At 66.1% G+C, this 14,620-nt stretch carries 15 protein-coding genes and 1 tRNA gene; 14 read left to right on the top strand and 2 right to left on the bottom strand.

The window, feature by feature from the left end; genetic code table 11:
* The first annotated feature begins 11 nt into the window (after positions 1 to 11).
* From lptA to FOZ70_RS31245, 8 genes are all read left to right on the top strand, one after another.
* The gene (gene lptA / locus FOZ70_RS31280; protein WP_021162598.1) at positions 12 to 677 is read left to right on the top strand and encodes a lipopolysaccharide transport periplasmic protein LptA; all 666 of its coding nucleotides are present in this window, start codon (positions 12 to 14) and stop codon (positions 675 to 677) included.
* Complete coding sequence (lptB, locus tag FOZ70_RS31275; RefSeq protein WP_021162599.1) at positions 674 to 1,450, top strand: LPS export ABC transporter ATP-binding protein; 777 nt, start codon at positions 674 to 676, stop codon at positions 1,448 to 1,450. Before lptA ends, lptB begins: the two co-directional genes overlap by 4 nt.
* A gap of 171 nt (positions 1,451 to 1,621) precedes the next feature.
* Entirely contained in the window at positions 1,622 to 3,127 is a 1,506-nt protein-coding gene (locus FOZ70_RS31270; RefSeq protein WP_042977154.1) for an RNA polymerase factor sigma-54, read from the top strand.
* 158 nt (positions 3,128 to 3,285) lie between these two features.
* Complete coding sequence (gene raiA / locus FOZ70_RS31265) at positions 3,286 to 3,645, top strand: ribosome-associated translation inhibitor RaiA (RefSeq protein WP_006477786.1); 360 nt, start codon at positions 3,286 to 3,288, stop codon at positions 3,643 to 3,645.
* A 169-nt stretch (positions 3,646 to 3,814) separates the two neighbouring features.
* A complete protein-coding gene (locus FOZ70_RS31260) occupies positions 3,815 to 4,354 on the top strand; it encodes a PTS sugar transporter subunit IIA (protein ID WP_034195946.1) in 540 nt (179 codons plus the stop codon).
* Positions 4,355 to 4,485: 131 nt separating this feature from the next.
* A complete protein-coding gene (gene hprK, locus FOZ70_RS31255) occupies positions 4,486 to 5,454 on the top strand; it encodes an HPr(Ser) kinase/phosphatase (RefSeq protein WP_011353227.1) in 969 nt (322 codons plus the stop codon).
* 75 nt (positions 5,455 to 5,529) lie between these two features.
* Entirely contained in the window at positions 5,530 to 6,438 is a 909-nt protein-coding gene (gene rapZ, locus FOZ70_RS31250; protein WP_021162602.1) for an RNase adapter RapZ, read from the top strand.
* A gap of 27 nt (positions 6,439 to 6,465) precedes the next feature.
* Positions 6,466 to 7,101 (top strand): LON peptidase substrate-binding domain-containing protein, encoded by a 636-nt coding sequence (locus FOZ70_RS31245; protein WP_021162603.1) that lies wholly within the window; start codon positions 6,466 to 6,468, stop codon positions 7,099 to 7,101.
* 107 nt (positions 7,102 to 7,208) lie between these two features.
* Here FOZ70_RS31245 and mutY read toward each other — a convergent pair whose 3' ends face one another.
* On the bottom strand, positions 7,209 to 8,315 hold the full coding sequence (gene mutY, locus FOZ70_RS31240; RefSeq protein WP_219707494.1) for an A/G-specific adenine glycosylase: 1,107 nt from the start codon (positions 8,313 to 8,315) through the stop codon (positions 7,209 to 7,211).
* Between the two features lie 38 nt (positions 8,316 to 8,353).
* On the bottom strand, positions 8,354 to 9,181 hold the full coding sequence (gene mutM / locus FOZ70_RS31235; protein ID WP_042977157.1) for a bifunctional DNA-formamidopyrimidine glycosylase/DNA-(apurinic or apyrimidinic site) lyase: 828 nt from the start codon (positions 9,179 to 9,181) through the stop codon (positions 8,354 to 8,356).
* Between the two features lie 86 nt (positions 9,182 to 9,267).
* Between mutM and FOZ70_RS31230 the strand changes: the two genes are divergently transcribed.
* The 6 genes from FOZ70_RS31230 (at position 9,268) to FOZ70_RS31205 (ending at position 14,524) form a co-directional block, all read left to right on the top strand.
* Positions 9,268 to 11,091, top strand: coding sequence for a tetratricopeptide repeat protein (locus tag FOZ70_RS31230; protein WP_059587262.1), 1,824 nt, complete (start codon positions 9,268 to 9,270; stop codon positions 11,089 to 11,091).
* Entirely contained in the window at positions 11,091 to 11,711 is a 621-nt protein-coding gene (gene lolB / locus FOZ70_RS31225; RefSeq protein ID WP_021163054.1) for a lipoprotein insertase outer membrane protein LolB, read from the top strand. Before FOZ70_RS31230 ends, lolB begins: the two co-directional genes overlap by 1 nt.
* Before the next feature lie 25 nt (positions 11,712 to 11,736).
* Complete coding sequence (gene ispE, locus FOZ70_RS31220) at positions 11,737 to 12,618, top strand: 4-(cytidine 5'-diphospho)-2-C-methyl-D-erythritol kinase (protein WP_219707493.1); 882 nt, start codon at positions 11,737 to 11,739, stop codon at positions 12,616 to 12,618.
* Between the two features lie 55 nt (positions 12,619 to 12,673).
* Positions 12,674 to 12,750, top strand: a tRNA-Gln gene (locus FOZ70_RS31215).
* A gap of 44 nt (positions 12,751 to 12,794) precedes the next feature.
* Positions 12,795 to 13,757 carry a ribose-phosphate pyrophosphokinase gene (locus FOZ70_RS31210; protein WP_027789096.1) on the top strand — a complete coding sequence of 321 codons (963 nt, stop codon included), beginning with the start codon at positions 12,795 to 12,797 and terminating at the stop codon, positions 13,755 to 13,757.
* A gap of 161 nt (positions 13,758 to 13,918) precedes the next feature.
* Positions 13,919 to 14,524 (top strand): 50S ribosomal protein L25/general stress protein Ctc, encoded by a 606-nt coding sequence (locus FOZ70_RS31205; RefSeq protein ID WP_021163051.1) that lies wholly within the window; start codon positions 13,919 to 13,921, stop codon positions 14,522 to 14,524.
* Positions 14,525 to 14,620 lie beyond the last annotated feature (96 nt).

The raw sequence follows: 14,620 nt of genomic DNA, 5'->3' as shown, positions 1-14,620 counted from the left end.
CACGTGACTGCATGAACGAACCGTTCCCTCGACAGAATTCCGGCGGCGCTGCGCGCGCCGTCCGCGCCGCGCTTGCCGCGGCGCTCGTGGCGCTCCCGCTGGCCGGGCTGGCGCCGCTCGCCCATGCCGAGAAGGCCGACCAGAACAAGCCGATCAACGTCGAGGCCGACAACCTGACCTATGACGACCTGAAGCAGGTCACGGTCGCGACCGGCAACGTCGTGATCACGAAGGGCACGATCATCATCAAGGGCGATCGCGTCGAAGTGCGCCAGGACCCGGAAGGCTATCAGTACGCCACCTCGTTCGGCAGCGGCAAGAAACACGCGACGTTCCGCCAGAAGCGCGAAGGCCTCGACGAGTACATCGACGGCGACGCCGAGCGCATCGACTACGACGGCAAGCAGGACCTGACCACGCTGACCACCGCCGCGACCGTGCGCCGCCTGCAGGGCACGTCGACCGTCGCCGATACCGTGCACGGCAGCGTGATCACGTACGACGGCCAGCGCGACTTCTACACCGCGAAGGGCGGCAAGGACGTCGCCGCGCCGGGCAACCCGAACGGCCGCGTGCGCGCGATGCTGTCGCCGAAGAACGGCGGCCCCGCGCCGCTGAACGGCGCGCCGGCGAAGCTGTCGCCGTCGACCACGATCCAGGGGGCGCCGGGCCAATGAACGCACTACCGAACCGCCAGCCGGCCGGCACCACGAGTTCGCTCGTGGTCCGCAACCTGAAGAAGCGCTACGGCTCGCGCACGGTCGTCAAGGACGTGTCGCTCGACGTGAAGAGCGGCGAAGTCGTCGGCCTGCTCGGCCCGAACGGTGCCGGCAAGACCACGTCGTTCTACATGATCGTCGGCCTCGTGCCGCTCGATGCGGGCGAGATCTCGCTGAACGGCAGCTCGATCAGCCTGCTGCCGATCCACAAGCGCGCATCGCTCGGCCTGTCGTACCTGCCGCAGGAAGCGTCGGTGTTCCGCAAGCTGACCGTCGAGGAAAACATCCGCGCGGTGCTCGAGTTGCAGCACGGCGAAGACGGCAAGCGGCTGTCGAAGGACGCGATCGCGTCGCGCACCGAAGCGCTGCTCGACGAGCTGCAGATCGGCCACCTGCGCGAGAACCCCGCGCTGTCGCTGTCGGGCGGCGAGCGGCGCCGGGTCGAAATCGCGCGCGCGCTCGCGACCAACCCGAACTTCATCCTGCTCGACGAACCGTTCGCCGGCGTCGACCCGATCGCGGTGCTCGAGATCCAGAAGATCGTCAAGTTCCTGAAGCAGCGCAACATCGGCGTGCTGATTACCGATCACAACGTCCGCGAAACGCTCGGCATCTGCGACCACGCATACATCATCAGCGACGGTTCGGTGCTCGCCGCCGGTGCGCCGAGCGAAATCATCGAAAACGAAAGCGTGCGCCGCGTGTACCTCGGCGAACACTTCCGGATGTAACTCCCCTTCGTGGCTGGCTGCACCCCGCCCGGCATCGCCGCGCGGGGCCGCGCCCTGCTCTGCAACCACGCCCGCGGCCGTGCCCGCGGCCGGGCGGCGCGCCGCGCGTAATCGCGGATGGCTCAACGCGCCTGGGTCGTGGCAAACTGCCGGTATGACTCCCTCCTTGCCATGAAAGCCAGCCTTCAACTCCGCCTGTCGCAACATCTGGCGCTGACGCCCCAGCTACAGCAGTCGATCCGGCTCCTGCAGTTGTCGACGCTCGAATTGCAGCAGGAAGTCGCGATGGCCGTCGCGCAGAACCCGCTGCTCGAGAACGACGATGAATGGATCGCGAGCCCGCTGCGTGTCGCAGCGGACGGATCGTTGATCGCGCAGACGCCTCCCGCCCAGAACACCGAGCCCGCTGCGACAAACAGTAGCAGTTCGTCGAGCGAGCGCGCCGAGCGCGACGAACCGGCCGGCGCGGACGAATACGACGGTTACGCGTCCGGCGACGGCAACGACGGCCCGCAGTGGAATCTCGACGAATTCGGCCGCGCGAGCGGCGCGTCCGACGACGACGACCTCCCGCCGCTGCAGGTGCAGGAAGCGGCGACGTCGCTGCGCGACCACCTGTCCGCGCAATTGCGCGTCACGCAGGCCAGCCCGCGCGATCGCGCGCTCGTGATGTTCCTGATCGAATCGCTCGATGACGACGGCTACCTGACCGCCACGCTCGACGAAGTGCTCGCCGACCTGCCGCCCGAGCTGGAAATCGACTGCGACGAACTGAACGCGGCGCTCGCGCTGCTGCACAGCTTCGACCCGGCCGGGGTCGGCGCCCGCTCGGCATCCGAATGCCTGAAGCTGCAGTTGCTGCGCCTCGATCCGTCCCCGACACGCACGCTCGCACTCGAGATCGTGTCGCAGCATCTCGAACTGCTCGCCGCCCGTGACTTCACGCGGCTGCGCAAGCACCTGAAGGCGAGCGACGACGCGCTGCGCGACGCGCACACGCTGATCCGCTCGCTGGAGCCGTTTCCCGGCGCCGCATACGGCAAGGCCGAGGCCGACTACGTCGTGCCCGACATCATCGTGAAGAAGGCCGGCCAGGGATGGCTCGCGGAGCTCAATCCGGAGGTCGTGCCGCGCCTGCGGATCAACAACCTCTACGCGAACATCCTGCGCAACAGCCGCGGCGATCCGTCGGCCGGCTCGCTCAAGCAGCAGCTCCAGGAAGCACGCTGGCTGATCAAGAACATCCAGCAGCGATTCGACACGATCCTGCGTGTCGCGCAGGCGATTGTCGAGCGTCAAAAGAACTTCTTTGCGCACGGTGAAATTGCCATGCGCCCCTTGGTTTTGCGGGAAATAGCTGATACGCTGGGCCTACACGAGTCGACTGTCAGCCGTGTGACAACCGGGAAGTACATGCTGACCCCGTTCGGGACGCTTGAATTTAAGTACTTCTTCGGATCTCACGTCTCGACCGACACCGGTGGCGCCGCCTCGTCGACCGCCATCCGAGCCCTCATCAAGCAACTGATAGGAGCTGAAGACCCAAAATCGCCACTTTCGGACAGCCGCATTGCCGAGCTGCTGGCAGAACAGGGGTTCGTGGTCGCGCGCCGCACGGTTGCGAAGTATCGCGAAGCCCTCAAGATCCCGGCAGTGAATCTGCGCAAGTCTCTTTAAGCCTGCTGCCTGCCCGGCGGCGGGCGTGTTCCGGCCACCGCGCACACGGGGAACAGGCCGGGCGACCTGTCCGCGATACGCCGCCTCGTGCGGCATGGGCAAGTCGACCGGAGCGCCGCCTCGATGCGGCCGGGTGGTCACTCGCTTGGAGAAGCACTATGAACCTGAAGATCAGTGGACATCATCTCGAAGTCACGCCTGCAATTCGCGAATACGTGATCACCAAGCTGGACCGGGTGCTACGGCATAGCGATCAGGTGATCGATGGCACTGTGATCCTCTCGGTCGACAATCACAAGGAAAAGGACAAGCAGCAGCGCGCGGAAATCAATCTGCACCTGAAGGGCAAGGACATCTTCGTCGAAAGCGCGAACGGTAATCTGTATGCGGCGATCGACCTGCTGATCGACAAGCTGGACCGTCAAGTCGTCAAGCACATGGAGCGCCTGCAAACGCACGCGCACGACCCGATCAAGCTTCAACCGTCGATCGACCAGATCGAACTGCCGCCGCAGTAACCTTCACCGCAACACACACGTCGCCCGGCTCGCCGGGCGTTTTTTTTGCGACTCCGCGCGGTGGTGCAACCGGTCCGTCCACGCTGCGCCACGCACGCAGCTGTGCTCTATAATGTTCCGGTTATCGCCGGGGGGGCGCTGGATGCGGTAGCTGCCTTGCAGATTGCCGATGCAGAACGCCTTGATATCGCCGAACATGGATGATCAGTCTGCCGCCGCAAGGAGACCCCAGGCCGCCCAATCGCCTGCCAACATGAATCGCCTAGCCAAAATCCTGCCCATAGAGAACGTCGTCATCGACCTCTCAGTCACCAGCAAGAAACGCGTGTTCGAACAAGCCGGGCTGATGTTCGAGAATCAGAACGGCATCGCCCGCAGCACCGTCACGGACAACCTGTTCGCGCGCGAGCGCCTCGGCTCGACCGGGCTCGGCGAGGGCGTCGCGATTCCGCACGGGCGCATCAAGGGTCTCAAGCACCCGCTCGCCGCGTTCGTCCGGCTCGCCGATGCGATCCCGTTCGAAGCCCCCGACGGCCAGCCGGTCGGCCTCCTGATCTTCCTGCTCGTGCCCGAGCAAGCCACCCAGCAACACCTCGAGATCCTTTCGGAAATCGCGCAACTGCTGTCCGATCGCGACGCGCGCGAGCGTCTGCACAACGAAACGGATATCGCCGAGTTGCATCGCCTGCTCACTCAGTGGCAACCTTGAGTTGATCCGGGCGGATTATTTTCCCGTACGAGGCGGCACGTGCCGCCGTCCAGGGCCGCCCGGCGCCGGCCCGGCATGGCGACGTCCGTCGCCGCGCGCATGCACCGGCCCATTGGAGTGACGGAGCAGTCATGGATACGTCCAGCATCAACGCCCAGAGCATCTTCGACGACAACGCGGCCACGCTGAAACTGAGCTGGCTGACGGGGCATGAAGGCTGGGAACGCGGCTTTTCGGCCGACACCGTCGGCAATGCCACCTCGAGCGCCGACCTCGTCGGCCACCTGAACCTGATCCACCCGAACCGGATCCAGGTGCTCGGCGAAGCCGAAATCGACTACTACCAGCGGCAGACCGACGAAGACCGCTCGCGCCACATGGCCGAGCTGATCGCCCTCGAACCGCCGTTCCTCGTCGTCGCGGGCGGCGCCGCCGCCCCGCCCGAACTTGTGCTGCGCTGTACGCGCTCGTCGACCCCGCTGTTCACGACGCCGATGTCGGCCGCCGCGGTGATCGACAGCCTGCGGCTCTACATGTCGCGGATCCTCGCGCCGCGCGCGACGCTGCACGGCGTGTTCATCGACATCCTCGGGATGGGCGTGCTGCTGACCGGCGATTCGGGCCTCGGCAAGAGCGAACTCGGCCTCGAGCTGATCAGCCGCGGCCACGGCCTCGTCGCCGACGACGCGGTCGATTTCGTCCGACTTGGCCCCGATTTCGTCGAAGGGCGCTGTCCGCCGCTGCTGCAGAACCTGCTCGAAGTGCGCGGCCTCGGGCTGCTCGACATCAAGACGATCTTCGGTGAAACCGCCGTGCGGCGGAAAATGAAGCTGAAGCTGATCGTGCAGCTCGTGCGGCGCCCCGACGGCGAATTCCAGCGCCTGCCGCTCGAAAGCCAGACCGTCGACGTGCTCGGTTTGCCGATCAGCAAGGTCACGATCCAGGTTGCAGCCGGCCGCAACCTCGCGGTGCTCGTCGAGGCAGCCGTCCGGAACACGATCCTGCAGTTGCGCGGAATCGACACGTTGCGCGATTTCATGGATCGGCAACGACTCGCGATGCAAGATCCCGACAGTCAATTCCCCGGCAAACTGGTGTAACCCGCACGCGCCGGCCACGCAACGCCGACGCGTCGAGCCGGTGCTATGATGAAACGTTAGGATTCTCTGCTTCCCATGCGCATCGTCCTCATCACCGGCATCTCCGGCTCAGGCAAGTCCGTCGCGCTGAACGCGCTCGAAGACGCAGGCTATTACTGCGTCGACAACCTGCCGCCGCACGTGCTCCCCGAACTTGCCCGCTACCTCGCGGAGGACGGCCAGCACCGGCTCGCGGTCGCGATCGACGCGCGCTCGAGCGCATCGCTCGACGAAATGCCCGGCCTGATTCGCGAGCTGTCGCGCGAGCATGACGTCCGCGTGCTGTTCCTCAACGCGAGCACCCAGTCGCTGATCCAGCGTTTCTCCGAAACGCGCCGCCGTCATCCGCTGTCCGGCTCGCTGTCGCACGATGCGGACGTCGGCCTGCTGTCGTCTCTCGAGGAAGCGATCGAGCGCGAACGCCACCTCGTCGCGCCGCTCGCCGAATTCGGCCACCAGATCGACACGAGCACGCTGCGCGCGAACGCGCTGCGTACGTGGGTCAAGCGCTTCATCGAGCAGAAGAACAACGACCTGATGGTGATGTTCGAATCGTTCGGTTTCAAGCGCGGCGTGCCGCTCGACGCCGACCTGATGTTCGACGTGCGCGCGCTGCCGAACCCTTACTACGACCACGAGTTGCGCCCGCTCACCGGGCTCGACCAACCGGTCATCGCCTTTCTCGACGCACTGCCGATCGTCCACCAGATGATCGACGACATCCATGCGTTCCTGATGAAATGGCTGCCGCACTTCCGCGATGACAACCGCAGCTACCTGACCGTCGCCATCGGCTGCACGGGCGGGCAGCATCGTTCGGTGTTCATCGCGGAAACGCTTGCCGCGCGCCTTGCGCGCGAGGCGAACGTGATCGTGCGGCATCGTGACGCGCCAGTGGATGTCGACGCGTCGTCGCGGCTCGTCTCAGAGGTCGACCGACCCTAGCGACGCACGCCCCAACGCCCGCGCGCCATGTCCTCCCTATCGACCACCCTGATCGACCTGCCGCTGTTTCCGCTGCACACGGTGCTGTTTCCGGGGGGGCTGCTCCCGCTCAAGGTGTTCGAGGCGCGTTATCTCGACATGTCCCGCGCGTGCCTGCGCGACAACGCGCCGTTCGGCGTGTGCCTGCTGAAGAGCGGGCCCGAAGTCGCGCAGGACGGCGCCGTGTCGGTGCCCGAGACCATCGGCTGCATGGCGCGCATCACCGAGTGCGACACCGGCGAATTCGGCATGCTTTATCTGCAGGCCGTCGGCACGCAGCGTTTCGAGCTGCTGTCGTATCGCGTCGAAGGCAACGGGCTGCTGGTCGGCATCGCGGAGCCGCTGCCCGACGACATCCCGCTCGAAGGCGAGCAGGCGCTCGCTCAATTCGGCTCGTGCGCCGAGGTGCTCGAGCGCATCATCGACGCGCTGAAGAAGTCCGATCCGGAGAAAATGCCGTTCGGCGAACCGTTCCGCCTCGACGATCCGAGCTGGGTGTCGAACCGCCTCGCGGAACTGCTGCCGCTCGACCTGCGCGCGCGGCAGAAGCTGATGGAGTTTCCGGACGTCGGCGCACGCATCGATGCCGTGCACCACGTACTCGACCGGCACGGCTGGCTGTAACTCCCGCGGCCGATTCCGTCGCGCGTCGCACCCGCCGGAAGCCCCTTCCCGCCAGCGGCATCCCGGCGCGCTCCCGAACGCGGCCCGCACCGCGCCCTTCCCGTTCGTTACAACAGCGGCCCGCTCAGCGCATCGAGCAGCTTGCGCACGGGCGCCGGCACGCCGTACGCGTCGAGCCGGCTCAGCGGGACCCACGCGGTATCCGCATCCCGCGCCCCCGAAGGCAGGCCGCCACCGTCGGCCATGTCGCTCAGCCGAGGCTCGATCTCGAGCCGGAAATGCGTAAACGTGTGCGTGAGCGGCGCGAGCGGCGCCGTGCCGCCGCCGCCGAAGCCGCGCGCGAGTTCCGCAAGCGCGGCGTCGCCGTCCGCTTGCGGCAGGCTCCACAGCCCGCCCCAGATGCCGGTCGGCGGCCGGCGCTCGAGCAGCACGGCGTCACCGTCGCGCAGCACGAGCATCCAGGTCTTGCGTGTCGGCACCGCCTTCTTCGGCCGCGCGGCCGGCAGCTCGCGCTGGCGGCCCGTCGATTGCGCAACGCAATCGCCCGCGAACGGGCAACGCGCGCAATCGGGCTTGCCGCGCACGCACAGTGTCGCGCCGAGATCCATCAGCCCCTGCGTGTACGCGCTCACGTCGGCCGCATTCGCGGCGTCGGGCAACAGCGATTCGGCGAGCGCCCACATGTCGTTCTCGACACGCTTCTCGCCCGGAAAGCCCTCGACGCCGAAAACCCGGGCAAGCACGCGCTTCACGTTGCCGTCGAGGATCGTCGCGCGCGCGCCGTACGCGAACGACGCGATCGCCGCGGCCGTCGAACGGCCGATGCCCGGCAGTTCGGCCAACGCGTCGGGCGTCGCCGGAAACGCGCCGCCGTGCTCGGCGACGACGGCCTGCGCGCAGCGGTGCAGGTTGCGCGCGCGCGAGTAGTAACCGAGACCCGCCCACAGCGCCATCACGTCGTCGGTCGGCGCGGCCGCGAGCGCGGCGACGTCCGGGTAGCGTTCGAGAAAGCGCGTGTAATACGGGATGACGGTCGATACCTGCGTCTGCTGCAGCATGATTTCCGACAGCCAGATCCGGTACGGATCGCGCGTGTTCTGCCACGGCAGGTCGTGGCGGCCATGCTCGCGCTGCCATGCGACCAGGCGCGTGGCGAACGTGCGATGCAGCGGCGTGACGGGGAACGGAGCGGGGGCGATGCGGGGCGGCTTCAAGTTATCTGATCGGGGAAAAAGGTTTCAACGCTGAGGTTTCAACGCTGGCAGGTCGGGCAAAAATAAGTCGACCGTTGGCCCTGCACGATCTGGCGAATCGGTGTGCCGCATACGCGGCACGGTTGGCCGGCACGGTCGTAGACGAAGCAGTCGAGCTGGAAATAGCCGCTTTCGCCGTTGCTGCCGACGAAATCGCGCAACGTGCTGCCGCCACGCTCGATCGCGTCGGCGAGCGTCGCGCGCACCGCGTCGGCCAGCCGCTCGTAGCGCGGCAGCGAGACCTTGCCGGCGGCCGTCGTCGGCCGGATGCCCGCGCGAAACAGGCTCTCCGACGCATAGATGTTGCCGACGCCGACGACCATGTCGCCCGCGAGCAGCGCCTGCTTGACCGACACGGTGCGGCCGCGCGTGCGCGCGTGCAGCAGCGCGCCGGTAAACGCCGGCGAGAACGGCTCGACGCCGAGGCTCGCGAGCAGCGGATGTGCATGCACGTCGCCTGCTTCGCGCGGGTGCCACAGCACCGCGCCGAAACGGCGCGGATCGCGGAACCGCAACACGAATTCGTCGAAGATCCAGTCGATGTGGTCATGCCTGGCGGCGACCGGCACGCCGTCGGCGGGCAGCACGCGCAGCGTGCCCGTCATGCCGAGATGGACGATGAACCAGCCGGCGTCGACCTCGAACAGCAGGTACTTGCCGCGACGCTCGACGGCGAGCACCTCGCGCGCGCGCAACTGCTCGGCGAGCCCTGCCGGCACGGGCCAGCGCAACATCTCGGTACGGACGTCGACTCGCTCGACGCGGCGGCCCGCGACAAAGGGCTCGATGCCCCGGCGCGTGACTTCGACTTCTGGCAACTCTGGCATGTTTTACGGGTCTGAGGCTGGATTCACGATCGTGCGTGTATTGTAGCGAGCGCGTTACAATCGGTTGAAACATCGAACGGATTTCCATGACCCTGCCCTCGAAGCTGCTTCTGAAGCGCCCCGCCGCCGTGCGCGGCGCGCGTGCCTTCCCGGTCCGCCGTGCGCTCGGCGCCGCGCTGTTCGCCGCCTGGACCCTCACCGCCTTCCCGGCTCACGCGCAGGATCCGGCATCGGACGACGCGGAACCGCAGGGCGCGTTCGAGCACGTGATGCCGGACGAGCAGAAGAATCTCCCCGGCGTTCCGCTGACGAGCCAGATCGTCTACCAGGTGCTCGCCGCCGAGGTCGCGCTCCAGCGCAACCAGCCCGCGCCGGCCTACCAGACCTACCTCGCGCTTGCCCGCGACACGCGCGATCCGCGCATGGCCCAGCGCGCGACCGAGATCGCGCTCGGTGCGCAGAGCCCGGCCGATGCGCTGTCCGCCGCGAACCTGTGGCGCCAGTACGCACCGGAATCGAACCGGGCGTCGCAAGTCGACGCCGCGCTGCTGGTGCTCGCCGGCAAGCCGGCCGACGCGCAGCCGATGCTCGCGCGCGAGCTGGCCCGGGCGACCGGCGAGACGCGCGGCCCGGCGATCCTCGCGCTGCAGGCGCTGCTCGTGCGCGGCCCCGACCGCGTCGGCGGCCTCGCGGTGCTGAAGGACATGCTGAAGAACGACCTGAACCGGCCCGAGGCTCAGCTCGCGATCGCGCGCCAGCAGCTTGCGGTCGACGACAAGGACGGCGCCGCGCAGTCGCTGAAGCAAGCGCTGCAGATCCGCCCCGACTACCTGCCGGCGGCCCTGATGCTGTCGCAGATGGGGCCTGCGGAACGCGCGGCGGGCATCGCGTCGTTCGAGAAGTATGTTCAGCAGAATCCGAAGTCGCGCGATGCGCGGCTCGCGCTGTCGCAGCTCTATCTCGCCGACGATCGCCTCGACGACGCGCAGAAGCAGTTCGAGACGATGCGCAAGCTCGACTCGAAGGATCCGACGCCGCTGATGGCGCTCGCGCTGATCAAGATCCAGCAGAAGAAGCTCGACGAAGCCACCGCCTACCTGAAGCAGTACGTGCAGCTCGGCGACAAGCAGCCGAACCTCGACGTCGGCCAGGGCTACATCTACCTCGCGCAGATCGCGATCGACCAGAACAACGATGCGCAGGCGTCGCAATGGCTCGACAAGGTCGACCAGACGAGCCAGCACTATCTCCCGGCGCAGATCACGCGCGCGCAACTGCTGCAGAAACAGGGCAAGACCGACGAGGCGCGCAAGGTGCTCGACAACCTGCCGATCACGGATCCGCGCGATGCCGCCGTGGTCGCTCGCACCGATGCGTCGATCCTGTTCACCGCGAAGCGCTATCCGGAAGCCGAGGCCCGGCTCGGGCAGGCGGTCCAGGACTTCCCGGACGATCCCGACCTGCGCTACGACTACGCGATGGCGGCCGAAAAAACCGGCCACTACACGACGATGGAAAAGCAGTTGCGCGAGCTGATCCGCACGCAGCCCGACAATCCGCAGGCGTACAACGCGCTCGGCTATTCGCTCGCCGACCGCAACCAGCGGCTGCCCGAAGCCAGCAAGCTGATCGACAAGGCAATGGCGCTCGCGCCGAACGATGCCTACATCATGGACAGTCTCGGCTGGGTGAAGTACCGGATGGGCGATACGGCCGGCGCGGCGAAGGTGCTGCGGCGCGCGTACGAACTGCAGCCGAACGCCGAAATCGGCGCGCATCTCGGCGAAGTGCTGTGGAAGAGCGGCGCGCAGGACGACGCGCGTTCCGCGTGGCGTGACGCGCAGAAGCTCGAGCCGGACAACGAAACGCTCGTGCAGACGCTGAAGCGCCTCCAGATCAACGGCCTCTGATGCAGATGTTCCCGACGTTTTCCCTGTCCTCCCGCGCGCAGCGCACGCTGGCCGCAGCCGGCGCGGCGCTCGCGCTCGCCGGCTGCGCGAGCACGCCGCCGTCGGCCAGCGCGCCGACGGGCGCGCCGCTGCAGACCGCCGCAACGCACGCTTACCATGGCCGCTTCGCGGTGCAGTACGACGACCGTCTCGGCAAGCAGCAGAACGTGTATGGCAACTTCGACTGGCAGGAGCACGGCGACGACGTGTCGCTCGAGCTGCGCAGCCCGCTCGGCCAGACGCTCGCGGTCGTGAAATCGACGCCGCAGGCGGCATCGCTCGAATTGCCGAACCGTCCGACGCAATATGCGCCGGACGTCGGCGACCTGATGCAGAAAACGCTCGGCTTCGAACTGCCGCTCGCGGGCCTGCGCTACTGGCTGCTGCCCACGGCCGCGCCCGCGACCCCTGCGGAGACGGTGCGCGACCCGGCCGACGGCACGCGCGTCAAGCAGATCCGCCAGGACGGCTGGACGATCGACTACCTCGCCTACGCGGATGCCCCGGCCACGGGCGTCAAACGCGTCAACCTCGTGCGCGCGACCCCGCCGCTCGACATCAAGCTCGTGCTCGACCAGTGAGCACCGGCCCAGCCCAGACATACGCATGACCGATTCGACCCGCTCGCTGCGCAATTGCCTTGCGCCCGCGAAACTCAACCTGTTCCTGCACATCACCGGCCGCCGCCCGAACGGCTATCACGATCTGCAGAGCGTGTTCCAGTTGCTGAACTGGGGCGACACGCTGCATTTCACGCTGCGCGACGACGATCGCGTCGCGCGCGTCACCGACGTGCCCGGCGTGCCCGAGGAAAGCGACCTCGTCGTGCGCGCGGCCAACCTGCTGAAAGCACATACGGGCACCGCGCACGGCGTCGACATCGAGATCGACAAGTGCCTGCCGATGGGGGCCGGCCTTGGCGGCGGCAGCTCCGACGCCGCAACGACGCTGCTCGCACTGAACCGCCTGTGGCGACTCGACCTGCCGCGCGCCGAGCTTCAGTCACTCGCGGTCAAACTCGGCGCAGACGTTCCGTTTTTTATTTTTGGAAAAAATGCGTTCGCAGAGGGTATCGGAGAAGAATTAGCTGAGGTACAATTACCGACTCGCTGGTTCTTGGTTGTGACGCCAAGCGTTCATGTCCCGACCGCTGAAATATTTTCAGATGAGTTGTTGACAAGAGATACGAAGCCCGTCACAATTGCTGACTTTCTTGCACAGCAAACCAGCGATGCGGGATGGCCAGATAGCTTCGGCCGGAACGACATGCAGGAAGTTGTAACAAGGAAGTACGCGGAAGTTGCGCAGGTGGTTAAAAGGTTGTATGATTTGACCCCCGCGAGGATGACCGGCTCCGGAGCAAGCGTGTTTGCAGCGTTTCACAGCAAGCACGAGGCAGAAGCGGCGAAAGCCAAGCTGCCCGCCAGTTGGAAGGGTGAAGTTGCCGAGAGCCTGAACGAGCATCCGCTCTTCGCTTTCGCGTCATGAAGTTTTACTTTGCCGAACGGCCTACACGAGTTCGGTGAAGCAGTCAGTTAAGTGTAGGGGAGTCGCCAAGTTGGTCAAGGCACCGGATTTTGATTCCGGCATGCGAGGGTTCGAGTCCTTCCTCCCCTGCCAAAAATTTTCCCGCATTTCCCGCCCAAGCCTGAAGCAGGTGCACGATGAGCAGCCACAGCCATGATGGCCTGATGGTCTTTACTGGCAACGCGAATCCCGCGCTCGCCCAGGAAGTCGTCAATATCCTTGGTATCCCCCTCGGCAAAGCAATGGTCAGCCGTTTCTCCGACGGCGAGATCCAGGTCGAGATCCAGGAAAACGTGCGCGGCAAGGACGTCTTCGTCCTGCAATCCACGTGCGCACCGACGAACGACAACCTGATGGAACTGATGATCATGGTCGATGCGCTCAAGCGCGCATCCGCCGGCCGGATCACTGCAGCCATCCCCTACTTCGGCTACGCCCGTCAGGATCGCCGCCCGCGTTCGGCGCGCGTTGCGATCTCGGCGAAGGTCGTCGCGAACATGCTGGAAATCGCCGGCGTCGAGCGGATCATCACGATGGATCTGCACGCCGACCAGATTCAAGGCTTCTTCGACATCCCGGTCGACAACATCTACGCAACGCCGATCCTGCTGGGTGACCTGCGCAAGCAGAACTACCCGGATCTGCTCGTCGTGTCGCCGGACGTCGGCGGCGTGGTGCGTGCCCGGGCACTCGCGAAGCAGCTCAACTGCGATCTCGCGATCATCGACAAGCGTCGCCCGAAGGCGAACGTCTCCGAGGTGATGAACATCATCGGTGAAGTCGAAGGCCGCACCTGCGTGATCATGGACGACATGGTCGATACGGCAGGCACGCTCTGCAAGGCCGCGCAAGTGCTGAAGGAGCGCGGCGCGAAACAGGTTTTCGCCTACGCGACGCACCCGGTGCTGTCGGGTGGCGCCGGTGACCGCATCGCCGCGTCGGCACTCGACGAGCTGGTGGTCACCGACACGATCCCGCTGTCCGCCGAATCGCTCGGCTGCTCGAAGATCCGTGCACTGACGAGCGCGAGCCTGCTGGCCGAAACGTTCTCGCGGATCCGCCGCGGCGATTCGGTGATGTCGCTGTTCGCGGAATCCTGATCGCGAATCGACTGAACAAAGCATGCGCAGAAAGCGAAGCGGCAACGCTTCGCTTTTTGCACAATCGGACGGGATAGACGAAACCCCGTCCGCTTCATCGGGGGCCGACATTTGACGGCCCCGTTTTACTGCCTGGTCGCGGGCAGCCATTGGAGAATCATATGAAAGTCGTCGCTTTCGAGCGCCAACAGCAAGGTACGGGTGCGAGCCGCCGCCTGCGCAACGCCGGTAAGACCACGGGTATCGTTTACGGTGGCGAAGCTGCCCCGCAAAAGATCGAACTCGATCACAACGCCCTGTGGCACGCCCTGAAGAAGGAAGCTTTCCACTCGTCGATCCTCGACCTCGAAGTGGCTGGCCAGTCGCAACAGGTTCTGCTGCGCGACGTGCAATACCACCCGTTCAAGCAACTGGTGCTGCACGTGGACTTCCAGCGCGTTGACGCGAAGAAGAAGCTGCACACGAAGGCCCCGCTGCACTTCCTGAACGCTGAAATCAGCCCGGCCGTGAAGCTGTCGAGCGCGATCGTTTCGCACGTCGCGACGGAAATCGAAATCGAGTGCCTGCCGGCTGACCTGCCGGAGTTCCTCGAAGTCGACCTGTCGAAGATCGAAGCCGGTCAATCGCTGCACGCGAAGGACATCGCACTGCCGAAGGGCGTCGCGCTGGTCGCGCACGTCGACGCGGAAAACCCGGTTGTCGCATCGGCGACGGTCCCGGCTGGTGCCGTGTCGGACGCAGCCGAAGGCGAAACGCCGGCTGCCTAAGCGGCTGCCTACGCGGCTGCCTACGCGCCCCATCGATCCGTTTCACGAAACGGTCGACGCAACCCGCCGCGGCTTGCCCGGCGGGTTTTTCTTTTT

The sequence above is a fragment of the Burkholderia sp. COPS genome (assembly GCF_019425585.1).
Taxonomy (GTDB): Bacteria; Pseudomonadota; Gammaproteobacteria; order Burkholderiales; family Burkholderiaceae; genus Burkholderia; species Burkholderia cepacia.
This window is presented reverse-complemented; position numbering and strand designations above follow the sequence as displayed.